General features: G+C 72.1%; 25 protein-coding genes. 15 read left to right on the top strand and 10 right to left on the bottom strand.

Annotated elements, in window-relative coordinates:
- The 3 genes from ACRAKI_RS15535 to ACRAKI_RS15525 all read right to left on the bottom strand — a co-directional run bounded on the left by ACRAKI_RS15535 (position 1) and on the right by ACRAKI_RS15525 (position 1,021).
- A complete protein-coding gene (locus ACRAKI_RS15535) occupies positions 1–201 on the bottom strand; it encodes a hypothetical protein (RefSeq protein WP_447007788.1) in 201 nt (66 codons plus the stop codon).
- Positions 177–380 carry a hypothetical protein gene (locus ACRAKI_RS15530; RefSeq protein ID WP_447007787.1) on the bottom strand — a complete coding sequence of 68 codons (204 nt, stop codon included), beginning with the start codon at positions 378–380 and terminating at the stop codon, positions 177–179. The genes ACRAKI_RS15535 and ACRAKI_RS15530 overlap by 25 nt, the downstream gene beginning before the upstream one ends.
- A 77-nt stretch (positions 381–457) precedes the next feature.
- A complete protein-coding gene (locus ACRAKI_RS15525; RefSeq protein WP_447007786.1) occupies positions 458–1,021 on the bottom strand; it encodes an HD domain-containing protein in 564 nt (187 codons plus the stop codon).
- Between the two features lie 452 nt (positions 1,022–1,473).
- Between ACRAKI_RS15525 and ACRAKI_RS15520 the strand changes: the two genes are divergently transcribed.
- The 6 genes from ACRAKI_RS15520 (at position 1,474) to ACRAKI_RS15495 (ending at position 9,963) form a co-directional block, all read left to right on the top strand.
- Positions 1,474–2,673 (top strand): putative glycoside hydrolase family 15 protein, encoded by a 1,200-nt coding sequence (locus ACRAKI_RS15520; RefSeq protein ID WP_447007785.1) that lies wholly within the window; start codon positions 1,474–1,476, stop codon positions 2,671–2,673.
- Between the two features lie 123 nt (positions 2,674–2,796).
- Positions 2,797–3,564, top strand: coding sequence for an AfsR/SARP family transcriptional regulator (locus ACRAKI_RS15515; protein WP_447007784.1), 768 nt, complete (start codon positions 2,797–2,799; stop codon positions 3,562–3,564).
- An 82-nt stretch (positions 3,565–3,646) separates the two neighbouring features.
- A complete protein-coding gene (locus ACRAKI_RS15510; RefSeq protein ID WP_063747199.1) occupies positions 3,647–3,838 on the top strand; it encodes a DUF6229 family protein in 192 nt (63 codons plus the stop codon).
- Between the two features lie 2 nt (positions 3,839–3,840).
- Entirely contained in the window at positions 3,841–6,663 is a 2,823-nt protein-coding gene (locus tag ACRAKI_RS15505; protein WP_447007783.1) for a type 2 lanthipeptide synthetase LanM family protein, read from the top strand.
- A gap of 50 nt (positions 6,664–6,713) precedes the next feature.
- On the top strand, positions 6,714–8,591 hold the full coding sequence (locus ACRAKI_RS15500; protein WP_447007782.1) for an ABC transporter ATP-binding protein: 1,878 nt from the start codon (positions 6,714–6,716) through the stop codon (positions 8,589–8,591).
- Positions 8,584–9,963 carry an FAD-binding oxidoreductase gene (locus ACRAKI_RS15495; protein WP_447007781.1) on the top strand — a complete coding sequence of 460 codons (1,380 nt, stop codon included), beginning with the start codon at positions 8,584–8,586 and terminating at the stop codon, positions 9,961–9,963. The genes ACRAKI_RS15500 and ACRAKI_RS15495 overlap by 8 nt, the downstream gene beginning before the upstream one ends.
- Here ACRAKI_RS15495 and ACRAKI_RS15490 read toward each other — a convergent pair.
- From ACRAKI_RS15490 to ACRAKI_RS15480, 3 genes are all read right to left on the bottom strand, one after another.
- On the bottom strand, positions 9,942–10,166 hold the full coding sequence (locus ACRAKI_RS15490; RefSeq protein ID WP_447007780.1) for a hypothetical protein: 225 nt from the start codon (positions 10,164–10,166) through the stop codon (positions 9,942–9,944). The genes ACRAKI_RS15495 and ACRAKI_RS15490 overlap by 22 nt on opposite strands.
- Before the next feature lie 188 nt (positions 10,167–10,354).
- Positions 10,355–10,768 (bottom strand): hypothetical protein, encoded by a 414-nt coding sequence (locus ACRAKI_RS15485; RefSeq protein ID WP_447007779.1) that lies wholly within the window; start codon positions 10,766–10,768, stop codon positions 10,355–10,357.
- Between the two features lie 10 nt (positions 10,769–10,778).
- Positions 10,779–11,099: a helix-turn-helix domain-containing protein gene (locus ACRAKI_RS15480; RefSeq protein ID WP_447007778.1), complete on the bottom strand. Its 321-nt coding sequence runs from the start codon at positions 11,097–11,099 to the stop codon at positions 10,779–10,781.
- A gap of 90 nt (positions 11,100–11,189) precedes the next feature.
- On the opposite strand from ACRAKI_RS15480, the gene ACRAKI_RS15475 reads away from it, so the two are divergent.
- Positions 11,190–11,366 carry a hypothetical protein gene (locus tag ACRAKI_RS15475; protein ID WP_447007777.1) on the top strand — a complete coding sequence of 59 codons (177 nt, stop codon included), beginning with the start codon at positions 11,190–11,192 and terminating at the stop codon, positions 11,364–11,366.
- Positions 11,367–11,531: 165 nt separating this feature from the next.
- Here ACRAKI_RS15475 and ACRAKI_RS15470 read toward each other — a convergent pair whose 3' ends face one another.
- Positions 11,532–11,861 carry a DUF1540 domain-containing protein gene (locus ACRAKI_RS15470; RefSeq protein ID WP_447007776.1) on the bottom strand — a complete coding sequence of 110 codons (330 nt, stop codon included), beginning with the start codon at positions 11,859–11,861 and terminating at the stop codon, positions 11,532–11,534.
- A 198-nt stretch (positions 11,862–12,059) separates the two neighbouring features.
- On the opposite strand from ACRAKI_RS15470, the gene ACRAKI_RS15465 reads away from it, so the two are divergent.
- A complete protein-coding gene (locus tag ACRAKI_RS15465; protein ID WP_447007775.1) occupies positions 12,060–12,380 on the top strand; it encodes a hypothetical protein in 321 nt (106 codons plus the stop codon).
- An 83-nt stretch (positions 12,381–12,463) separates the two neighbouring features.
- Here ACRAKI_RS15465 and ACRAKI_RS15460 read toward each other — a convergent pair whose 3' ends face one another.
- Both ACRAKI_RS15460 and ACRAKI_RS15455 read right to left on the bottom strand, forming a co-directional pair.
- A complete protein-coding gene (locus tag ACRAKI_RS15460; RefSeq protein WP_447007774.1) occupies positions 12,464–12,937 on the bottom strand; it encodes an SRPBCC family protein in 474 nt (157 codons plus the stop codon).
- Between the two features lie 45 nt (positions 12,938–12,982).
- Positions 12,983–14,644: a cellulose binding domain-containing protein gene (locus tag ACRAKI_RS15455; RefSeq protein WP_447007773.1), complete on the bottom strand. Its 1,662-nt coding sequence runs from the start codon at positions 14,642–14,644 to the stop codon at positions 12,983–12,985.
- A 142-nt stretch (positions 14,645–14,786) separates the two neighbouring features.
- Between ACRAKI_RS15455 and ACRAKI_RS15450 the strand changes: the two genes are divergently transcribed.
- The 6 genes from ACRAKI_RS15450 (at position 14,787) to ACRAKI_RS15425 (ending at position 21,500) form a co-directional block, all read left to right on the top strand.
- Entirely contained in the window at positions 14,787–15,743 is a 957-nt protein-coding gene (locus tag ACRAKI_RS15450) for a sigma-70 family RNA polymerase sigma factor (RefSeq protein ID WP_447007772.1), read from the top strand.
- Complete coding sequence (locus tag ACRAKI_RS15445) at positions 15,736–16,680, top strand: DNA polymerase domain-containing protein (RefSeq protein WP_447007771.1); 945 nt, start codon at positions 15,736–15,738, stop codon at positions 16,678–16,680. The genes ACRAKI_RS15450 and ACRAKI_RS15445 overlap by 8 nt, the downstream gene beginning before the upstream one ends.
- A gap of 145 nt (positions 16,681–16,825) precedes the next feature.
- Positions 16,826–18,121 carry a M28 family metallopeptidase gene (locus ACRAKI_RS15440; protein ID WP_447007770.1) on the top strand — a complete coding sequence of 432 codons (1,296 nt, stop codon included), beginning with the start codon at positions 16,826–16,828 and terminating at the stop codon, positions 18,119–18,121.
- Positions 18,122–18,291: 170 nt separating this feature from the next.
- On the top strand, positions 18,292–18,834 hold the full coding sequence (locus ACRAKI_RS15435; RefSeq protein WP_447007769.1) for a PadR family transcriptional regulator: 543 nt from the start codon (positions 18,292–18,294) through the stop codon (positions 18,832–18,834).
- A complete protein-coding gene (locus tag ACRAKI_RS15430; RefSeq protein ID WP_447007768.1) occupies positions 18,831–20,840 on the top strand; it encodes an oxidoreductase in 2,010 nt (669 codons plus the stop codon). Before ACRAKI_RS15435 ends, ACRAKI_RS15430 begins: the two co-directional genes overlap by 4 nt.
- A 60-nt stretch (positions 20,841–20,900) precedes the next feature.
- Entirely contained in the window at positions 20,901–21,500 is a 600-nt protein-coding gene (locus tag ACRAKI_RS15425; RefSeq protein ID WP_447007767.1) for an HD domain-containing protein, read from the top strand.
- A gap of 74 nt (positions 21,501–21,574) precedes the next feature.
- Here ACRAKI_RS15425 and ACRAKI_RS15420 read toward each other — a convergent pair whose 3' ends face one another.
- Positions 21,575–21,799: a hypothetical protein gene (locus tag ACRAKI_RS15420; protein ID WP_447007766.1), complete on the bottom strand. Its 225-nt coding sequence runs from the start codon at positions 21,797–21,799 to the stop codon at positions 21,575–21,577.
- A 137-nt stretch (positions 21,800–21,936) separates the two neighbouring features.
- Here ACRAKI_RS15420 and ACRAKI_RS15415 point away from each other — a divergent pair, with 137 nt between their 5' ends.
- On the top strand, positions 21,937–23,073 hold the full coding sequence (locus tag ACRAKI_RS15415; protein WP_447007765.1) for a hypothetical protein: 1,137 nt from the start codon (positions 21,937–21,939) through the stop codon (positions 23,071–23,073).
- Positions 23,074–23,076: the final 3 nt, after the last annotated feature.

The raw sequence follows: 23,076 nt of genomic DNA, 5'->3' as shown, positions 1-23,076 counted from the left end.
TCACCGCTCGGCCGGGGTGCTCTCGCCGTCGACCAAGCCGTTGGTCAGTGCCAGCAGGCCGTCCAGCACGCTGTGCCGCCGAGCCGGGGCAAGCGCGCGCAGCGCGGCCTCGATGTTGCCGGGGCTGAACAGGTTCGGCGAGCTGATCCGCCGCTGGCAGGAGGCCAGGCACTCCATCACGTGGGCGAACGGGTTCGCCATGCCCGGGTGGACGCCGTTCTCCCCTGTCCGAACAGGATCGCCAGGCACAGGCGGTCCAGCAGGGTGGTGCGAGCCAACTCGACGTCCAGCGCACGGGTCGTCACCACCGACTCCCGCTCGCACGCGGCGCGGAGCTCGACGACCTCTGCCCGGGTGACGAGGCTGGACGGCTGTTCCACCGGCCAGGTGGAGCGTGCCCGGCCGTGGTCGACCCGGATCGGTGGCAGCGCCTCGGTCCCGGGGGCCGGCGTCGTGGTCAGGCGGTGGCCAGCCTTGCCTCGACCCGTTCGGCCACGGCCAGCAGGTGAGGTTGGCGGAGGTGGTGGACGCGGGCGTTGGGCGAGTCGGGGCCGTGCCGCTCCAGCACGTCGGCCAACCGGCGCCGGACGGACACGCGGCGGCCGACGTTGTCCACCGTCTGATCGGCGTAGGTCAGAGCGTCCGCGACCGGACCGGTCTCCTGTCCGTAGACGTCGAGCGCTCTGCCGGCACCGAGGACCTCGGCCACGAAGCGGGCGCCGGAGTGGTGCGCGACGAGGGCGGCGATCCGCCGAGGCCATCCGACCCGGTCCAGGTAGCGGGCACCGTCCAGCGGGTGGAAGCCGGTGTCGACCACCGGCTCGGCGTACCCGATGTCGTGCAGCCACGCGGCGGCGACGAGCAGGTCCCGGTCGGCCTCGACGACCGTCACGGCCAGGTCCGCCGCGCGGGCGGCCACCGCGCTCGTGTGCCGCCACCGGTCCCCCATCGAGCCGAGCAGGCTCGCCGCCAGGTCACGCGCGTGGTCGGAGCCGTGCTCCGTGACGCCCTCTGTGGTCACGACGACCGGTTTCCCGGAGCCGAGAACGCGGGGCGAACCTGTGATTAACGGGCGAGGTCGGGAAGGTGGAGCGGCGATGTCACCGGTCGACCACGTACAGCGCGGCCCTTTTCGAGGGATGCCGGTTCGCCGCGATCTCGTCGTGGTCGACCGAATAAACAGGTGGGGACCGGGTATTTCATACGTGACCGGCGACGAGTGCTTGACCGGTGCGTCGATCAACGGTTCCACTGCGCGGCGCACGCGTAGTCACCGAACAGCAGGTGATCCGGGCAGATCGAATACGAAGGCGGGTGCCCTTCACCCACGATCGCTATCGGCGTTGTCGTCGCGTCGGTACAGGACAAGGCCCCGCCGCGATTGGGGTCGACATGTCCCTGCTCACTCCGGATGAACGCGGCCGAGTTGCGCTACGTGGCCGGAGCCGCATACTGCTGTCCACCGTGGTGGCCGTGACGGTGTCGGCGGTCCTGGCCGCCCCGTCGGAATCCGCGGTGGTCGCGGGCGGCGGTCCGACCCCGGGCGGAGGTGGGCGCGTGCAGTCCTTCTGGCTGCACCTCAACAGCACGCCCGTCTCGGACTACGCCCTGTTCATCGAGGCGCGCCGGCGCAGCTACATCGTGCTGAACGCCTGGGAGGACTGGATGGTGCCCCGGCTCAAGGCGGTGAACCCGGACGTCCGGGTGTTCGTCTACAAAGACCTGTCCTCCACCCGTTCGTATGCCTGCCGCAACGGTGTCGACGACGCGCGGTTGCCCACCGGAGTGGGCTATTGCGAGGCGGAGAAGAACCACCCTGAGTGGTTCCTGCTCGATCCTGAGGGCCGGCGGTTCGAGTACAGCGGCTATTCAGGGCATTGGCAGATGGACGTGGGCAACACGGCGTATCAGGAAGCATGGGCCACTCGGGTGGTGGAAAGCAGCACCGCTTCCGGATTCGACGGCGTCTTCATGGACAACGCGCTGTTCCCGTGCGACGCTTATCACCCTGGCGTGTGCCCCGCGAAGTACCCGACGGACGCCGAGTTCCAGCAGGCGTACAAGTCGATGCTGGCGAACACTCGGGGCGAATTCGTCGCGGCCGGGTTGAAGACGGTCGCGAACCTCTCCAACGCCCGCCTGCACGCCGGCGTCTGGGACGCGTACACCGAGCACCTGGACGGTGGCTTCGACGAGTGGTGGGTGGCGTTCGACGACACCAACCTGCTGCCCGAGTACCCGGAGGGGTGGAGCAAGCAGGTCGCCGAGATCGCGTCCAACGAGGCCCGCGGCAAGATCACCTGGGTGCAGCCGCACTTCAGCCCTGGCGACGACCGGGCGTTCCGGTACGCGTTGGCGAGCTACCTCATGGCCAACGGCAAGCGGGCCGCGATCGCGGAACTCCACCAGACCGACCGCTACGACGACGCGACGCCGTGGCACCCCGAGTACGAGTGGGACCTCGGCTCGCCGGCCGGGCCCTACCGGTCCGTGGCGCCCAACGTGTTCGGGCGGGACTTCGCCTGCGGCACGGTGGTCGTCAACGCCAACCCGACCGGCAGCCGGTCCGTCACCGTGAGACTGGGCGGACCGCACGTCACCGAGCGCGGCAAGGTCGTGAAGTCGGTGTCGCTGCCCGGCACATCCGGTTCGATCCTCCGCAAGTTCTGCTGACGCCTCGGCCCGCGACGGCTGCCTTCGCCGGTCCGCAGTGACGTGCGAACGTGCGGGAACGTCGGTGTCCGCCGCACCCGCCCCCTGGTATATCGGGAGGTTCTGCCCGCGAAGGGGTGTCGGATGGCGGTTCTGGTGCTGGGACGGCCCGTGGTGCGGTCCGGTGGGGTGCTGCGCCACCCGGCGCGGCGGATGGCGCGGATCCTGCTCGGCGTGCTGGCGTTGCGCGCCAACCGGGCGCTGCCGTTGGAGTGGATCATCGAGGCGCTGTGGCCGGGCCACCCGCCGGCGTCGGCGGCGTCGAACGTGCGCACGCACCTGGCCGAGTTGCGCAGGCTGCTCGGCGCGGCCGGTCAGCCGGGCATCGTCAGCTCGCGCGACGGGTACGTGCTGGTCGCTCCCCCGGACGGGGTGGATGTGACGTTGTTCCAACGCCTCCTGACCGAGGGACGGGAGTTACGCGGCCACGGCGCGCACCACTCGGCGGCCCGGTCGTTGACCCGGGCCGTCCGCCTGTGGCGGGGGCCGGTGATGGCCGGGGTGCCGGTGCCCGAAGCGGTCCGACCGGATGTCGCGATGCTGGACGAGCAGCGGATCGGCGCCGTCGGAGACCTGGTCGAGGTTCGGCTGGCGCTGGGCTTCCACGACGAGCTTGTGCCCGTGCTGGCCGGGCTGGTGCTCGAATACCCGCTGCGGGAACGGTTCTGGCGGCACCTGGTCGCCGCGCTGGCCGCTGCGGGACGCCGCACCGAAGCCGTCGCGGTCTACGAACGGCTGGTGCGGGTACTCGACGCGGAGCTGGGCGTGGCACCGAGCCGGGAGACGACGGAGCTGTACGAGGCCGTTCGGCGCAACGCCGCGGCCGGCCCGGAACCGGGTGGGCGCGACTGATCGGCGCAGCGCGACTTTTTGTGTGCGCCACCGTGTGCACGGGATTTTTACACTCCGGCTCCCATCGAGGAAGGGAGCACGGATGACCTCCGCAATGCTGCTCGACGCCGAGGAACTGGTGGCACGCTGGCGCGCCGGTCTGGACGAGTGGGACAACCCCGCCGGTCCGCTGTTCGCCAACGGCGAGTTCGCCGAGGGTGACATCGTGGCCTGCAACCCGCCGGGCAGCCGCTGCTCGTCGTGCACCGCGTCCGCCCCGGTGTACTGCTGCTGACGATGCCAATCGACGAGGTCGGCGAGCTCGACCGGACCCTGGATTGGCTGATCGGTCCCGCTCTGGACCGGTTGGCCCGTTGTGTGGCCGAGGTCGCCGACCTCGGCGCCGCCGAGGCGGACGCCGTGCTCGACGCCGCCCGCGAAGCGGTGCTGGACACCGTGCGGCGCAAGGTCGTCCGCGTCATCGTGCTGGAGCTCAACGCGGCGCGCGTGACCGGCAGGCTCACCGCCGCCGACCCCGCCGGCCGCTGGGCCGAGTTCCTGCGACGGGCGGCCCGGCCGGAGTTCTGGGACGACCTGACCCGCCACTACCCCCACCTCGTGACCCGCTTGCGCGCCGTCGTGGGCAACCGGGCCGACGCCGTGCACACGATGGCGTCGCGCTTCGCGGCCGACCGGTCCCGGTTGGCGGACCTGCTCGGCGCGGACGCCGGAGAGCTGCGGAAGGTCGAGTTCGGCGCGGGTGACAGCCACCTCGGCGGCCACACCGTCACGCTCCTGCACTGCACCGGCGGCACAGTGGTCTACAAGCCCCGTCCGATGGAGGTGGACCGGCGGCTGGCGGAGTTCCTGGCCGTGCTCACCGCCGGCGACGGCGACGGCATCCGGGTGCCGCGCGCGATCGTGGCGGACGGCTACGGCTGGGCCGAGCACGTGGCGCACCGGTACTGCGAGACGGACGCGGAGCTGGACGTCTTCTACCGCAACCTGGGCCACTGGCTGGCGGTGATGCGGCTGGTGTCCGGCACGGACCTGCACGCGGAGAACATCATCGCCTGCGGACCCGTGCCGGTGGTGGTGGACTGCGAGAGCGTCTTCACGCCACGGCCGCCGCACCCGCCGACCGGCGCCGGCGAGGCCACCGACCTGATCGCCGAGCAGCTGAACGGGACGGTGCTGCGGACCGGTCTGCTGCCCGGTCGCGGCGCGGGCCTGGGCTGGCGCGGCGTGGACGGGTCCGCGATGGGCGGGCTGCCCGGCGAGCAGCCGGACGTCGGGATGCCGGACCTGGTGGGCGCCGGCACCGACCAGGCGCGGGTGGTCATCGTGCCGCAGCAGCTGCCGCCGACCCGGAACCTGCCCAGCCCGCACCCCCGGCTGGCCCGCCACTGGCCGCGCGTCGTGGCCGGGTTCGACGAGATGGCGGCGAGGATCACGCGGCTGGACCAGGCGGGTGACCTGGCGCCGTTGCTGGCGGCGTTCGCCGACTGCGTGGTGCGGGTGATCGTGCGCGACACCGAGTCGTACACCGAGCTGGCCCGGATGCTGTGGCACCCGGCCGGCCTGCACGACCAGGACACGGCGGAACGCAAGGCCAGGGCGCTGCTGGCCCGGCACTCGATGAACACGCGCGGACCGGGCGACCCGGACGTGCACGCGGCCGAGGTCGCCGAGCTGCTGAACGGCGACATCCCGGTGTTCACCACCACGCCCGCCGAGGGCTGGTTGCACACGCCCGGCGGCACGGTCTGCGGGCCGAGGGTCGACCAGGTGGAGCTGGCGTTGCACAACTGGCGCACCGCGGACCTCGCGCTGGAACGCCGCGTCACGCACGCCGCGCTGGTCAGCGCCTACCTGAACCAGGGCGGGGAACCGGACCTGCACCGGATGACCGCTCCGCCACCCGATCGGTCCTCTCTGGACGCGCGCCGGCGCGCGCTGGCCGCCGAGGTGATGCGTGAGCTGGCGCGGGAAGCGATCCGGGGCAGCGACGGCACGGCCACGTGGTTCGCGCCGATCCTGGACCGGTCCGGGTGGCAGACCACTCCCCTCACGCCCGACCTGTACGGCGGCACGTTGGGTGTGGCCGTGCTGCTCGCCGCCTACCGCCGGGAGGTGGCGGCGGGCCGTGTCGACCCGGTGGACGACGTGTCGGACCTGCTGGACGGGACCGTGCGGACCGCCGAGCTGACCCAGCGGTGGTGGGCTGCCCAGTCGGAGCACACCCGTCGCAGGCCCGATCCCGTGGGCGGGTACATCGGGCTTGGCTCGCAGATCTGGTGCTGGCTGACGCTGCACCGGCTGGGGCTGGACTGCCTCGACGACGCGGAGTTCCTGGCCGAGCAGATGCCCGCCGCGATCGCCGCGAGCGAAGGTCCGGACGTGGTCGTGGGCACGGCGGGCGCGATCGTGCCCCTGCTGATGCTGGCCGAGCGGACCGGTCAGGCGAAGTGGGTGGACCTGGCGGCGGACGCGGGCCGGCGGTTGGTGTCCGAAGCCCGCACCGATGGCGGCTTGGTCCGGTGGGGCGCGCCGAACTGGCCGAACGGCATCGGCGGCTTCGCGCACGGCGCGACCGGCATCGGGTGGGCGTTGGGCGAGCTGGCGGCGGTCACCGGTGAACGCCGGTTCTCGGCGTTGGCCGAAGGCGCGGCGGCGTTCGAGGAGACCTGGTACAGCCGGGAGCGGGAAGCGTGGATGGACCCCCGCGAGCCGAACACGATCGCCGCGGCCTGGTGCCACGGCGCGGTCGGCGTCGGCCTGGCCACGCAGGACCCCGAAGTGCTGCGCCGCGCGGCGGCTTCGGGTCTGCGTGACGGCATCGGGTGGACCCACACGCTGTGCCACGGCGACACGGGCACGTGGGAGCTGATGACGACCGCGCTCGACGCCGGTGTCGCCCCTGACGGACTGGACCGGACGACCGTGGACGCGATGGTGATCGGCAGCCTGGAGGCGAACGGACCGACCACCGGCCTGGCCCGGGAGGTGTACTCGCCGAGCATCATGTCCGGCTCGGGCGGGATCGCGTACCAACTGCTGCGGATGCACCCGGACTGCGACCTGCCGTCCGTGCTGCTGCTCGGCGACGGTCCGACGTGACCGACACGACCGGGTCGAACGGCGCGAAGGGGCCGGCAGGGGCAAGTGGCGTGACGGCCGAGGAGGGTGATCCGCGCGAGGACGCGCTGGTCACCCCGCACTGGCAGCTGGACGACACCGCCGCGACCGCACCCCGCCACGTGCTGCGCGGCCTGCCGGCCGCCACCTGGCCCGTGCTCGCCATGATCCGCCAGGCCGCACCGCTGCCCGCACTGGCCGTCGCGGTGATGCAGGTGGTGTCCGGGCTCGCGGCGGCGTTCGGGCTGTTCGCCACGGCCGGCGTGCTGACCGAGCTGCTGGCGAGCGGACCGACCGCCGAACGGGTGCTGGCCGCCCTGCCGGACCTGCTGCTGGTCGGCGCGGCGTTCGGGTTGCGCGGCGCGATGGACGTCGGCGTGTCCCTCGCCCACGCCCGCATCACGCCCGCCGTGCGGCGACTGGCCGAGGAACGGCTGTACGCGGCCAGTCTCGCCGCCGACCTGGCCGCGTTCGACGACGCCCGCTTCCACGACCGGATGCACCGCGCCCGCGACCGGGGCCTGTTCTACCTCGAACGCGCGGCCGACAACCTGGTCGAGCTGCTCGGTGCCACCCTGGGCATCGTCGCGGCCACCAGCAGCCTCGCCGTGCTCCACCCGATCCTGGTGCCGGTCTTGCTGCTGGCCGTGATCCCGGACGGGTGGGCGGTGCAGCGGGCCGCGAAGCTCGCCTACGCGAGCGTCGGTCGCACCGTGGCGCTGGACCGGCGGGTGCAGATGGTGGCCGGTCTCGCCACCGAACGGGAGCCCGCCGCCGAGATCCGCGCCTACCAGGCCGAACCGTTCGTGCTGCACGAGTACCGGGTGGCGGCGGACCCGTTGCGGGACGAGGACGTCCGGCTCGCCACCGCGCAGGCCAGGGTCCGCGGCGTCGGCCGTGCGCTCGCCGGGCTCGGCCTCGCCGTGACCTACGTCGTGCTGGGCGGCCTGGTGCGGTACGGCTGGGTGCCGCTGGCCGTGGCGGGCACCGCGGCCATCTCGATCCGGGTCGCCACGAGCGCGCTGAACCGGCTGGTGCTGGCCGCGAACCAGCTCGTGGAGCAGGGCATGTACGTCGCCGACTACCAGGAGTTCCTGGCCTCCGCCGCGCGGTCGGCGCAACGCGACGGCGTCGACGCCCCGATCGATCCCAGCCGGGTCACGCTGGACCGCGTCACGTTCCACTACCCCGGCAGCACCCGACCGGCGGTCCGGGACGTGTCGCTGACCATCGAGCCCGGCGAGACGATCGCCCTCGTCGGCGCGAACGGGTCGGGCAAGACCACGCTGGCCAAGCTGATCGCCGGCCTGTACACGCCGACGTCCGGCGCGGTCCGCTGGGGCGGGCACGACATCGCGCTGGTGGACCGGGCACAGGTCGCCGACCGGGTCATGATGGTGCTCCAGGACCCGGTCCGGTGGCCCCACACGGCTCGGGTGAACGTCCGCGTCGGCCGGCACGACCGGCCCGACCCGGACGGGCTCGCGACGCTGGACGCGGCGGCGCAGGCGGGCGCGGGCGAGGTGGTCGACCAGCTGCCCGAAGGCTGGCACACGTTGCTGTCCAAGCAGTTCCGCGGCGGGGTGGAGCTGTCCGGCGGCCAGTGGCAGCGGCTCGCCGTCGCCCGCGGGCTCTACCGGGACGCGCCGCTGCTGATCTGGGACGAGCCGACCGCGCCGTTGGACGCCAAGGCCGAGTTCGCGGTGTACGAGTCGCTGCGCTCGTTGGCCGAGGACCGGACCGTCGTGCTCATCACGCACCGGCTGGCCAGCGTGCGGCACGCCGACCGGATCCTCCTGCTGCACGAGGGGGAGCTGACCGAGGAGGGCACGCACACCGAGCTGCTGGCCCTGGGCGGCCGGTACGCGGAGCTGTCGGAGTTGCAGAGCCGGATGTACGCCGATGCCTGAGCTGGTGGGTCCGGACGATCCGCGGTACGCGTGGTCCCGCGGCCAGTTCATCGGACGGCCGCACGAGGTGCTGCCGCGCTCGGTCGCCCGCTGCTCGTCCGCCGCCGACGTCGCCGCCGCTCTCGCACTGGCCCGGGAGCGCGGGTGGCCGTTCGCCGTGCGGGGTGGCGGGCACAGCAACGCCGGCCACTCCAGCACGACCGGCTTGCTGCTGGACCTGACGCCGTCGGACTCGCTGTCCGTGTCGGGTGACCTGGTCACGGTCGGCGGCGGCGTCCGCATCGGCCGGTTGTCCGAGGCGCTGGCGTCGTCGGCCCGGTTGGTCCCGGTCGGGTCGTGCCCATCGGTCGGGGTGGTCGGCGCGGCGCTCGGCGGCGGGTTCGGGAGCCACGGCCGACTGCACGGGCTCACCTGTGACGCGCTGGTGTCGGCCGAGGTCGTGCTGGCGTCCGGGGACGTCGTGGAGGCGTCCGAGGACCGGGAGCCCGACCTGTTCTGGGCGCTGCGCGGCGCGGGCGGCGGCAACTTCGGCGTGGTCACCCGTGCGACGTTCCGCACCGTGCCCGCCCGGCCCCGCACCCACCTCCGGATGACGTGGGACTTCCGCCACGCCGCAGCCCTGGTCGACTGGTGGCAGCGGTGGGCGCCGGACGCACCGGACGGGGTGTCGGTGGAGTTGGTCCTGCTCGCGCCGGAGTCCCCGGACGACGAGCCGGTGGTGGTGCTGGTCGGAGCGGTGCCGGACCGCGACTGGCTCGGTGTTCCGGCCGGCTTCGGCGTCGCTCCGGTGGTCGCCGAGGTGGTCGACGTGTCCCCAACCGACGCCGCGCTGCTGCACGCGACGCCGCACTCGGCCGTCGCCCGCGATCCGGTGAGCATCCCGCTCGTCCACGACCGGCCCGGCATGTCCACCGCCAAGACCGAGTTCTTCGACCGGCCGCTGCCCGACGAGGCGGTGTCGGCGCTGCTCGCGCACTTCGCATCGGGCCGTGCGCACGGTGAGCTGCGGGAGGTCGCGTTCACGCCGTGGCGCGGCGCTTACGGGCGGGTCGCGCCGGACGCCACCGCGTTCGCCCACCGCGACCAGGCGTTCCTCGTGAAGCACACGGTCCTGGTCGGCCCGAACGGCGCGGCGCGGCGTGGGCAGGAGGTCTTGGACCGGCTGGCGGCGGCATGGGCGATCCTCCACCCCTGGGGCACGGGTCGGGTGTACCCGAACTTCCCCGACCCGGCCCAGGACGACTGGCTGACCGCGTACTACGGGGCCAACGCGGACCGCCTACGCGCCGTCAAGTCACACTACGACCCGGACGACGTGTTCCGCTTCGCCCAGTCCGTCCCCGGTGCGGCTCAGGTCGGGAAGATCCAGTAGAGGTCCCAGCCGCCGTACTTCCAGCAGACGTGCTCGTCCACGTCCCAGGGCTTGTCCTGGCCCGCCTCTTCGCACTCCTGCTCGGTCTCGTACGTGGCGACGTACTGCCAGTAGTCCATCGCCGCGGCCTGAGCTGGTGCGGCCGACGCCTGAGCGGTGGCGGCGCCCAAGGCGAGCAGGGCCGCGAGGACCAGTACGCGCATCGGTTCTCCCTTCACGGAAAACGCTTTCCACGCGGCGGTCCACCGATGACAGCACAGCGACCGGCGGCCTGGCAACGCATCGCCCGGCGACCTCACGGAGCACCGAAGCCACGGAGCACCGAAGCCACCGAGTGCTGAGTAGGAAGTACAGGGTCAGGGGCGTAAGCCACCCGGCGGGGCACGCCCGGTCACTCGTCGTCGAGCTCGACGTCCGTCAGCTCGTCCACACCGACCACGTCGGCGCCGTTGAACACGACCACGACCCCCAACTCGCCGAGGCCGGGCACGCTGCACTCGGCGAACCGGACCAGCCAGTCACGGCCGGGGTGGAAGGTGAACTCGGGCTCGGCGACGGCGTCGGGGCCGTAGCCGGGGCGATCACGCAGGTGCTCGTCCACGGCCTCGCGGGCGGTCTTGAGCAGCCGTTCGCGCTCGTCGAGGACCGAGCCGATGAACGCGAGGTCGAGGTCGTCGGTGGAGGCCGGCTCCTCCACCAGCACGCTGACCGACGTCCCGGCGGCGGTCGCGTTCCAGCACGCCACACCTTCGGGCGTGTGGTCCACCGGCGTCAGCTCACCGAAGCCGGGAATGGTGATCGTCACCCCCGGCATCCTAGCCGTCCCGGACGCGACCGGCGGGCGGCGGACAGCTGCCCGGTGCGACGAGGCCGCTGTGGAACGCGGCGGCGATCGCTCGGGCCCGGCCGCGCTGCCCGAGCGTCATCAGGATCCGACCCAGGTGGGTCTTGACCGTCGCCTCGCCCACCACCAGGTGCCCGGCGATCTCCTCGTTCGACCACCCGTGCGCCGCGAGCACCGGCACTTCGCGCTCCCGCGGCGTCAGCTCCCCCAACTCCGCCGACGTCGGCAGCTGGTGGCGCGGCCGGGCGGCGAACTCGCGGATGAGTCCTTTCGCGACGGTCGGGTCCAGCACGCCTCGCCGGACGCCACCGCGCGGATGGCGTCCACCAGTTCGCGTGGCACGGCGTCCTTCAGCGGGAACCGCGGTGTACGCGGTCGCATCGTGTTCCCGGAGCCGACAGAGGAGGCCCGGGACCGGGACGGCGACTGGGCCACCGTCGTGCGACCGCACCTGGACCGGGCGCTCGACGTGGTCGCCGAGCAGGTGGTCCGGACCGATGACCGGCTGCGGACGTTGGGCGGCGCACTCACGGCCGGGCGTCGGTCCCGCGGTGGATGACGGTGGACCCGTTCCGAAGGACCCGGCGCCCGAAAACCCGGCGTCCGCCACCGCTGGTGGTGGCGGCGCACCACCGCCGACGGCGTAGGACCGCTGTCCGCCGCGCTGCCGGTCGGTCAGCTCTGAGGGGTGCCGGCAGGCCGGGGACGTCGTGCGCGGACCGTGTCAGGAGATGGTCGGGGTCGCGGCCCGGTCGGTGCCCCTGGTGTAGGTCAGGCAGTTGGCCGCGTGGTCGCCCTGGCCGGGCCCCACGCGCACACCGGACGCGGCGCACTCCAAGTCCTCGTTGTAGACGCAGTCCGTGCGCGAGCACGCCCCCACCTGGGCGACGACCTTGGGCAGACCGCCCTTTCGTGCGAGCGGGATGAACGTTCCGCAGTCGGCGGCGCCGTTGACCCCGCTGACGGTGATCGCGAAAGCGTGACAACCATCGTGGTTGTACGAACAACCCGTGACGGTGCACTCGCTGACAGCCGGCATTTCCGTGGTGGCCATAACCGCTCCTCTGGCTCAACTCCGGGACCTGCGACGTTGCCACCGACCACCGGGTGCCGCAACACGAAAACATTGAGGGAAGCCTAACCAAACGGACCGGAATGCGCTTTCGATCAACAGGCGGAAATGCAATTCAGGATGTGCACAGCCGCGGTCGGCTGAGCGGACCGGGCTCCCAGTTCCGCCGCGCCGCGGCAGGTGGGCGAGCACGCCGTCGTACAGCCCGGACGCGCCGCCGTCGATGGCGCGCACCGCACGCAACTCGGCCAACGAGTCGCCGTCCAGGTGTACGGCCACCGTCCGGGCGGGCAGCAGCTCGCGGTGGTGGCGGTCGCCGTCCAGGTCGGTGAGAGCGCACGGCCGCGGATGACCTCGATCAGCCCGGCCTGGTCCTGCGGGCACGCACAACACACCTCGATCGACGCGGACACCAGCAGACTCCGCGCGTGCTGGTGCCCGATGAACAAGCCCAGCTCCAGCCAGTCGTGCTCCGAGTTCGTCAGCGGCACCGAGGTGTAGAGCACGCTCAGCGGCCCGGTCTCCGGCGAGGACGACGGGCTCCCGTGTTCGACAGCACGCGGAGGTCGACCTCGTCGGAGGAATCACTCCACACCCCGCGCCCCTTCCGCCGCCGCCTTCAGCCCCGCGAGCGTGCTCTCGATGTTGCGCTGGTTCTCCGCACTCCGGTCACGCACACCGGTCGCCAGCACGGAGAGCGGGCGGAACCACGCCGGCCGGCGGTCCCAGGTGCTCTCGGTGACGCGGCAGCCGGTGTCGGTCGGCTCGATGTCGTACTGCCAGCGCGCCACCGACAGCCCCAGCGAACGGACGTCGAAGGCGAACCGGGTCGGCTCCGCGTCGGTCACGGTCGAGACCGTGCGCCAGACGCGGAAGCCGCGCCGGTTCGACCCGGCGAAACGGGCGCCCACCGCCGGTCCCGCCGCCGGGGCGAGCCACCGCCCACCGGAGTACTCCTGGGCCATGGCCGCCATCCCGGGCAGATCGCTCACCAGGGCGTACACCTCGTCCGCGGAAGCATGGACATCGACGTGCGCCTGCGCGTTCGGTTGGGTCACGCCCGGAACCTAGCCGATCAACCTACCGACCGGTAGCCCGGTGGCTCACGGCGTGACCGGGATGTTGGTCAGGCCGTTCACCGCCCGCGTCACCGTGTTCGACGCGTGCACGACGTTCGGCACACCCGGGCACTTCGACGTGGACGTGATCCGGATCGCGTACTGGCCGACACCGCCCAGGTCGGACCGGTTGTCCCGCCACACGTTGCCGCAACCGTTGGTGAACGACGGCGTGGTGACCGGGTTGTGCGTCTCGTAGCCGTTGGCGAACGTCCCCGGTGCGGCGAACGTGCCGGTGTTGCCCTCGATCAGGTAGCCCATGCCCTTCACGTCGACCCACGAGTCGGCCGAGTTCTGACCCGAGATCCCGGTGCCGTCGAACGTGTTGCCCCTGATCACCCCGTCGACCGTGCCTTCCTTGACGTCGATGTGCTCGGCCGTCACGCCCGGCCCGACGCGGTTGCCCAGCACCTGCACCCGGTCGCTGCGGTCGACGCCGCCGGAGTTGCCGTGGCACGCCCAGTTCGAGTTCGCCGACCCGATGTAGACCGCCTCGCCGTACCCCTGCTGCACCAGACCCGTGTGGCTGATCGTGGAGTCGCGCAGCACGCTGTCCGCCGACGAGCGCCGGAAGTGCACGGCCTCCTCGTCCACGTGGTGGACGTGCACGCGGTCGATCACGGTGTGGTGGGAGTTGTCCGCGACGATGCCCTTCTTCGACTCCCGCACGGTGAACCCGGCCAGGTTCCAGTGCGGCGCGTCGTGCAGCCACAGCCCGTAGCCGGGGTCCCAGCCCGGCGTCGGCGTCGGACAGCCCGGCCCGGAACCGGACGGGCCGTCGTTGACGAGCACCGCGTCCGCCGGTCCGGTGAGCGTGATGGGAGCGGCGGCGGTACCCGGCCGGGTGATCGCGAACGCGCCCCGGTACACACCGGCGGCCATCCGGATGGTCTGGCCCGGCGTGGCGGCGGCCAACGCGGCCTGGAGCTGCGCGGCCGTGGAGACGTCCACAGCGGACCCTCCGCCGGTGCCCGCGCCGGTCGTGGCGGTGACCTCGGTGCTCGCGCCGGAGGTGTTGCCCGCCGCGTCACGCGCCCGCACCGTGAAGGCGTACGCGGTGCTGGGCAGGAGGCCGCCGACGGTCGCGGAGGTGGACGTGGTCGACGCGACCACCGTCGTGCCGCGCAGGACCTGGTAGTCGGCGACGCCGACGTCGTCGGTCGACGCGGCCCAGGCCAACGACACCGAACCGGCCGTCACTCCGGTCACCCGCGGGTTCGCGGGAACCGTGGGCGCGGACGTGTCGGGAGCTTGACCCCCACCGTCGCACGGCACGCCGTCGACCGTGCAGCCGGTCGGCAGGCCCGTACCGGAGACGGTGAACCCGAAGCTCGCCGTGCCGCCAGGCCGGATCCGGCCGTTGAAGCCCGCGTTGGCGAACCGGTGGCGCTGCCCGTCCCGGGTGAGCACCGAGTTCCACGCGTTGGCCACCGTCGAACCGGGCGGGAGGTCGAACTCCACCACCCAGCCGGTGCTCTCCGCGTCACCGGTGTTGGTCACCACGACCCGCCCGCCGTACCCCGTGCTCCAGACGGACGACCGGCTGAACGCGGCGGACAGCTCCGCCGCGGCGGCCTTGGCCGGGCCGACGAGCACTGCGACCAGGCAGACGAGTGTGACGCCCACCGCCGCAAGACGATTCCCCATGCGATCGATCTCCTCGGGTCTCCGGCGGCGGCCGTGACTCGACACCTGGCTACCACGTCCACGGCCGGCAGTCGAGGAGATCGCCCGTCACCTTTCGGCTTCCCGCCTCGTCCACCGGGTGGACGAGGCGGGAAGGGGACCGATGCGCGACGTGCTTTCGGACCGGTTCGAGGAGCACCGCGCGCACCTGCGCGCGGTGGCCCACCGGATGCTGGGCTCGCTGCCCGAAGCGGAGGACGCCGTCCAGGAGACCTGGTTGCGGTTGTGCCGGGTCGACGCCGACCAGGTCGACAACCTCGCCGCGTGGCTGCGCACCGTCGTCTCCCGGGTGTGCCTGGACGTGCTCCGCCAACGCCGGACCCGCCGCGAGGACACCGTCGACCACCTGCCCGAGACGCCGGCCGACGACGACCCCGCGACGGAGGCGGTCCTGGCCGACTCGATCGGGCGCGCGCTGCTCGTCGTCCTCGACACCCTCGCACCCGCCGAGCGGATCGCCTTCATCCTGCACGACACGTTCGCCGTGCCGTTCGACCGGATCGCGCCGATCGTCGGCCGCAGCACCGCCACCACCAAGAAGCTGGCCAGCCGCGCCCGGCACAAGGTCCGCGGCACCACCGTGGTCGACGAAGCCGAGGTCACCTGCCACCGGCACGTCGTGGAGGCGTTCCTCGCCGCCGCCCGCGCGGGCGACTTCGACGCGCTGATCGCCGTGCTCGACCCCGACGTCGTCCGCCGCGCCGACCCCATCGCTGTGCCGCCCGGCGCGGCCACCGAAGTCCGCGGCGCACCCACCGTCGCCCGCGAGACCGTCGCCCTCACCTCGAACGCCCACCACGCGGAGACGGCCCTGGTGAACGGACGGGTCGGCATCGTCGTCGCCCCACGAGGACGGCTCCGGTTCGCCCTCACCGTCGCCGTCCGGCACGGCCGGATCGCCGCTTACGAGGTCATCGCCGACCCCGCCCGACTCCGTCGACTCGACATCGCAGTGCTCGGGGCGGTTCCTGAGCCCTCGGCGCGGCCCGCTCCGTCGCGGAACGGGCCGTGTCCGGCTTGCCGGGAGCGCGTCGAACGGCAAGGGTGGTGCGATGGGTGAAGAGCGGGACGGCGTGGCGTTGACCAACCTCGACCAGCCGCTGTTCGACGGGGCCGACGCGACCAAGGGCGACCTGGTCGACTACCTGGACGCGGTGCGGGACCGGATCATCCCCGGGCTGGCGGGACGCCCGCTGTCGGTGATGCGGGTACGGCCGGGGCAGGAGCCGTTCACCCAGAAGAACTTGCCCAAGTACACGCCCCCGTGGGTGCCGAGCGTGACGCTGTGGGCGGAGTCGTCCAAGCGCGAGATCCGGTACGCGGTGTGCGAGGACCGGCGCACGCTGCTGTGGTTCGCGAACCAGCGCGCGGTGGAGTACCACGTCACGTTGGGGCTCGCGGACGCGTTCGACCGGCCCACGTACCTGGTGCTCGACCTCGACCCGCCGGAGGGCGCCGGGTTCGACGTGGTCGTGGCGGCGGCGAAGCTCGTCCGCCGGGCGTTGGCGGAAGACGGGCTGTCCGGTGTGGTGAAGACGAGTGGGTCCAAGGGCGTGCACGTGTTCGTGCCAGTGGAAGGTGTCGACCACGATGTCGCCGCCGCGACGCGTGCGCTGGCGGCACGGGCCGAGCGCCTGGACCCGGACTTGGCGACCACCGCGTTCATCAAGGACGACCGGGGTGGTCGGGTGTTCCTCGATTCGACGCGTGCGTACGGCTCGACCGTGGCCGCCGCGTACAGCCCGCGGATCCGGCCGGGCACGACCGTGTCGTTCCCCGTGGACTGGGACGACCTCGACTCCGTGACGCCCGCCGACTTCACCGTGCGGACCGCCGTCGCGCTGCTCGGGGACGACGACCGCTGGAATGCGCGGATGCCCGCGCCGCAGGAGCTGCCCGACGACCTGGTGGCCGAGGGCCACACCATCCCGGTGGCGCGCGTGCAGGCGATGCACGAGGGCAAGCGCCGGGCTCGCGCTCAACGCGCCCAGCAGTAGACCTTTTTTCATTCAACACTGAAGTTATCGAGCGCACGGAATCGTTCAGGTGCGTCCGAACGTGCGACTACGAAAGTCGCTACCGCACGGTGTCCCTGCGCCTCAGGCTCAGGCGTGGCTTTCCCTACACCCTGCGGAGGCAGCCATGTCCTTGAAGAGGACGACACCGCTGGCGAGCGCCCTGGTGCTCGCCGCGGCCCTGCTGAGCCCACCCGTCGCTACCGCGGCCCCGGTGGACGCACTGGCCGTGCCCGACATCTCGCTGACCAACGTCCAGGCGCACTTGAACGACTTCCAGACGATCGCCAACAACAACGGCGGCAACCGGGCCCACGGCCGGCCCGGCTACCTGGCGTCGATCAACCACGTCAAGGCGAAGCTCGACGCGGCCGGGTACCAGACGTCCGTGCAGCAGTTCACCTACAACGGCACCACCGGGTACAACCTGATCGCCGACTGGCCGGGCGGCGACCCGAACAACGTGCTGATGCTCGGCGGCCACCTCGACAGCGTGAGCTCCGGACCGGGCATCAACGACAACGGCACCGGATCGGCGGGCCTGCTGGAGGTCGCGTTGACCGTGTCCCGACTGCGCTTCGCCCCGCAGAAGCACATCCGCTTCGGTTGGTGGGGTGCGGAGGAGCTGGGTCTGGTCGGCTCCAACCACTACGTGAACAGCCTGCCGACGACCGAGCGGTCGAAGGTCAAGGGGTACCTGAACTTCGACATGATCGGGTCGCCGAACCCCGGTTACTTCGTCTACAGCGCCTCCGGTCAGCCGAGCGGGTCGTTGTTGTTGCAGCAGACGCTGCAGGCGGCGTTCAGCGTGCCGACCGAGTTGACGTCCGTCGGCGGTCGCTCCGACCACGCCGCGTTCGCACGGGCCGGCATCCCGATCGGCGGCACGTTCACCGGCGCCGAGGTGATCAAGACGGCGTCCCAGGCGCAGAAGTGGGGCGGCACGTCGGGCGTCGCCTTCGACCGCTGCTACCACCGGTCGTGCGACACCACCGCCAACGTCAACGCCACCGCGTTGGACCGCAACAGCGATGCCATCGCCTACGCCCTGTGGACCCTGGCCGGTACGGGCACCTCGCCCGGAGCCCGCTTCGAGAACCCGACGGACGTGGCCATCCCCGACCTCACCACGGTCGAGAGCCCGATCACGGTGACCGTAGTCGCGGGCAACGCGCCGGCCGCGTTGGAGGTGGGGGTGGACATCACCCACACCTACCGGGGCGACCTGGTGATCGACCTGGTCGCACCGGACGGCACCGCGTTCCGGGTGAAGAACTCGAGCAGCGACAGCGCGGACAACGTCCTCACCACGTACACGGTGGACGCCTCGGGTGAGGTGGCGAACGGCACGTGGAAGCTGCGCGTGCGGGACGTCGCGTCGTCGGACGTCGGCCGGATCAACGGCTGGTCCCTCCAGTTCTGACCTCCGGCAGGTCCTGATCCGGACGTGGTGGCGGAGCTTCCTGCGGCTCCGCCACCACGCCCCGACGCGTCACAGGCCAATGCCGGGTCACCGGCCGTACGTTGGACGTGGCAGCGGCTACCTATGCAACCAGTTGCACTGCACCCCGTTGCACGGTTACCGTCACCGCCATGGCGTTGGAGCACGCGATCCTGGTGTCGCTGGACGAGCGCTCGGGCTCGGGCTACGAACTGGCCCAGCGGTTCGAGAAGTCGATCGGCTTCTTCTGGACCGCCACCCACCAGCAGATCTACCGCACGCTCAAGCGCATGGACGACCTCGGCTGGGTCTCCTGCCACGAGGTCTCCCAGGACGGCCGCCCGGACAAGAAGGTCTACGAGGTCACCGAGGCCGGCCGCGACGAGCTCACCCGCTGGCTCGCCTCCCCCGGCGCACCCGAGACCGTGCGCAACGACCTGGCCGTGAAAGTGCGCGGAGCGTCCTTGGGCGACGCGCGAGCCGTGATCGCCGAGCTGGCCCGGCACCGCGACCTGCACGCCGAACGACTCGACGTCTACCGCGCGTTCGAGAAGAAGGACTTCCCCGACCCGTCGGGCCTCTCCGGCCGACGGCTGCACCAGTACCTGATCCTGCGCGGCGGCATCCGGGCCGAGCAAGGGCTGGTCGAGTGGTGCGACGAGGCGCTTGCCGCGATGCGAGAGGACGAACGGTGACGACCGGGTACCCGAACCTGCTCAAGCCCCTGGACCTGGGCTTCACAACCCTCCCCAACCGGGTCCTCATGGGATCCATGCACACCGGCAACGAGGACCGCGCCAAGGACTTCGACAAACTCGCCGCCTACTTCGCCGAACGGGCGCGCGGCGGCGTCGGGCTCATGGTCACCGGCGGCTTCTCCCCCAGCCTGACGGGCTCGCTCTACCCGTTCTCCTCCAAGCTCACCACGCACCGCGAAGCGCGCGACCACCGCACGATCACCCAAGCCGTGCACGACAACGGCGGCAAGATCGCGCTCCAGCTTCTGCACGCCGGTCGGTACGGCTACCACCCGTTCACCGTGTCCGCCTCCGCGCTCAAGTCCCCGATCAGCAGGTTCCGCCCCCACGCGCTGTCGGACCGGGGCGTGCGGGCGCAGGTCGACGCGTTCGCCCGAGCCACCGCCCTCGCCCGTGAAGCGGGCTACGACGGCGTGGAGATCATGGGCTCCGAGGGCTACTTCATCAACCAGTTCCTCGCGCCCCGCACCAACAAGCGCACCGACCGCTGGGGCGGCACCCCGGAGAACCGGCGGCGCATCGCGGTCGAGGTCGTGCGCCGCTGCCGCGAGGCGGCGGGGCCGGACTTCATCCTCGTCTACCGGCTCTCCATGATCGACCTGGTGGAGGACGGCCAGACGTGGGACGAGGTGGTGGCGCTCGGCCAGGAGGTCGAGGCCGCCGGCGCGACCATCATCAACACGGGCATCGGCTGGCACGAGGCACGCGTGCCGACGATCGTCACCTCGGTGCCGCGGGCGGCGTTCACGAACGTCACCGCGAAGTTGCGCCCGCACGTCGGCATCCCGGTGGTCACCTCGAACCGGATCAACATGCCGCAGGTCGCCGAGGAGGTGCTGGCACGCGGTGACGCGGACATGGTGTCCATGGCACGCCCGTTCCTGGCCGACCCGGAGTGGGTGCGCAAAGCCGAGACCGGCCGGTCGGACGAGATCAACACGTGCATCGCGTGCAACCAGGCGTGCCTGGACCACACGTTCGCGATGAAGAAGGCGACCTGCATGGTCAACCCGCGCGCGGGCAACGAGACCACGCTCCAGCTGCTCCCGACCCGCCGCGCCAAGCGGGTCGCGGTGGTCGGCGCCGGTCCCGCGGGCCTCGCGGCGGCGACGTCGCTGGCCGAACGCGGGCACGCGGTGGAGCTGTTCGAGGCGGACGACGACATCGGCGGCCAGTTCGCCATCGCCCGGCGCATCCCCGGCAAGGAGGAGTTCGCCGAGACGATCCGCTACTACCGACGGCGGATCGAGCTGACCGGGGTGGAGCTGCACCTCAACCGGAGAGCCGGAGCGGACACCCTGGCCGACTTCGACGAGGTCGTCCTCGCCACCGGCGTGACGCCTCGGATCCCCGATATCCCCGGCGTGGAGCGCGCGCTGTCCTATGTGGACGTGGTGCGGCACGGTGCGCCGGTCGGCGACCGGGTCGCGGTGATCGGCGCGGGCGGCATCGGGGTGGACGTGACCGAGTTCCTCACCCACACCTCCCTCGACCTCGACGGGTGGCGGGCCGAGTGGGGTGTCACCGATCCCGAGGACGGGCGCGGCGGCGTCACCGCGCCGAAGCCGGCGAGGCCCGCACGTCAGGTTTTCCTGTTGCAGCGCAAGTCGTCCAAGATCGGCAAGGGGCTGGGCAAGACCACCGGTTGGGTGCACCGCGCGGCGCTGGCCGCCAAGGGGGTCGAGCAGCTGACCGGGGTCAACTACGAGCGGATCGATGAGCAGGGCGTGCACATCTCGTTCGGGCCGAAGCGTGAGCGCGCCCGCGTGCTGGAGGTCGACACGGTCGTGGTGTGCGCGGGACAGGAGTCCGTCCGCGACCTCGTGGAGGTGCTCACCGCGCGCGGCGTCGTGACGCACGTCATCGGCGGCGCGGACGTCGCCGCCGAGTTGGACGCCAAACGGGCGATCGACCAGGGCACGCGCCTCGCGGCCATCATCTGAGCGGCGGAACAGGGCCGTGTCACCGCGTCTTCCGACCGCCGTACACCTAGGCTGAACGTCGTGGACTTCTTCACCCCGCCCGATTCCAAGGCCGCCGCCGCCGCTCTCGAGGTGTGCCACGAGTACGCCGAGCCGTGGCTGCTGAACCACTCGCTGCGCTCCTACGCGTGGGCCGTCGCGTACGCGGCCTACGCGGACATCCCGCACGACGGCGAGCTGCTGTACGTCGCCGCGCTCCTGCACGACCTCGCGCTGACCCCGCCGTTCGACAGCCACACCGTGCCGTTCGAGGAGGCGGGCGGCCACCTGGCGTGGGTGTTCGCCGCCGGCGCCGGCTGGGGTCGGGTGCGCCGGGACCGACTGGCCCAGGTCATCGTGCTGCACATGCGCGACGACGTGTCCGCCGAGGAGGACGCGGAGAGCCACCTGCTCCAGGTGGCGGTCACCGCCGACGTGTCCGGCGGCGGCTTGGACCGGTTCTCCGAGCAGTTGAAGGACGACGTGGTGACCCGGTTCCCCCGGTTGGGGTTCGCGGAGGAGTTCCTGAAGCGGGCCGACGACCAGGCCACCCGGAAACCGGGCTGCGCCGCGGCACGGCTGATGGGTGGCGGCTTGGCCGATCGGCTGCGGACCAACCCGCTGGACGGGCCCGGTCGGTGACCCTGGGCCTCTGACACCGGCACCGCGGCGATCGCCCGCCCGGCGGACTCCCAGAACGCGTCGAACGCGGGCGGTCACGGCGTCAAGGCTTCCGGCAGCAGCCAGTCGGCTTCGATCTCGTGCGCCCGCGGGGTGGGCAGACCGTGCCGGCGGAGCACCGCCAAGCCTTCCGCCCCGACCTCGTGCGCCCGCGGGGTGGGCGGCGCGTCCTCGTTCATCTTGAGCACGAGGTCGGCGCCTCGGGCCAGCCACACGGTGTTCACCACGTCACCGGTCAGCGGGACGACGCCGTCTCCCAATCGGGCCAGGACGTCCTGTGCGCGAACGCTTGAGCAGACAACGGTCCCCCCGATTCCGCTGTCCGGCCGTCGTCGGCGCCGTCCGACCGGGACTAGCGTTCGAATCGATTCAGCGGACATCTCGCAATGGAGCGATCATGCCCAAGTCACGCATGCCCACAGCCGCTATCGCCCTGGCCCTGGCCCTGCCCCTGGTGACCACGCCGGCCGCGCAGGCAGCCGCCTTCGTCACCGAGCTCCCCGGCCTGCCCGGCTACCCCACCCACCGCACCATCGCGGTCAACGACCTCGGCCAGATCGTCGGCGCCGCCTACGGCAACGGTGCGCCGCACACCGTGCAGTGGGCGCGCGGCAACGCGGGCACCGACCTCGGCGCCGGCACCCCGACCGGGATGAACCAGATCGGCCAGGTGCTCGGCCTGGTGGCCGTCAGCGGCGCCGGACCGTACGTCCAACGCCCCCTCATCTGGCACGAGGGCAAGGTCACCGACATCACGCCGCCCGGCTCGGGCTGGGTCTCCGCGTCGGCGATCAACAACAACGGCGCGGTGCCGATGACGTACTCCACCTCGCCGTACGGCTACCACCAGGAGAGAGCGGCGGTGTGGCGGGACGGCAAGCACACGGCGTTGCCGCTGTCCGGGCCGCACCTGTCGCTGAGCGCGATCAACGACGCCGGGGTCGTCGCCGGGTCCAAGTTGCCCATGTTCGGCACCGACGCGCACGCGTTCCGCTGCGCCGACACCACGAAGTGCGAACCGCTGGCCGCCGTGCCCGGCTCCGGCGGCTACTCGGTGGAGGCGATCAACGAGGCCGGGGTGGTCGTCGGCAACCGGGGCACGCAGGCGCTGCGCTGGGAAGGCGGCGACGTGACCGTGCTGTCCCCGTCCGGCCAGGTGGCGAACGGTCCGCAGGCCATCAACGAGCGTGGCGACGTCGTCGGCTGGTCCACGGAGTCCACCGCGGTCAAGCGGGCCGCGCTGTGGCCTGGCGGCGGCAAGCCGGTCGACCTGGGCGTGCCCGGCCCGTCCGAGGCGGTCGCGGTCAACGAGCGGGGCGACGTGATCGGCTGGACGTCGGCGGACAACCCGGACGCGCCCCGGGGGTTCCTGTGGCGCGACGGCAGGATCACCTACCTCAGCTCGCTCGGCGGCGCGCACAGCCTGCCGGTGGCGGTGAACGACCGGGGCCTGGTCGTCGGCGAGAGCACCACCGCCGACGGCACGCTGAAGGCCGCGAAGTGGACCCTGATCAGCACGACCCCGCGCCGCTGACCT

The organism is Saccharothrix isguenensis (assembly GCF_052936305.1).
Note: the sequence above shows the minus strand (reverse complement) of the source record. Positions and strands in the feature narration are given on the sequence as shown.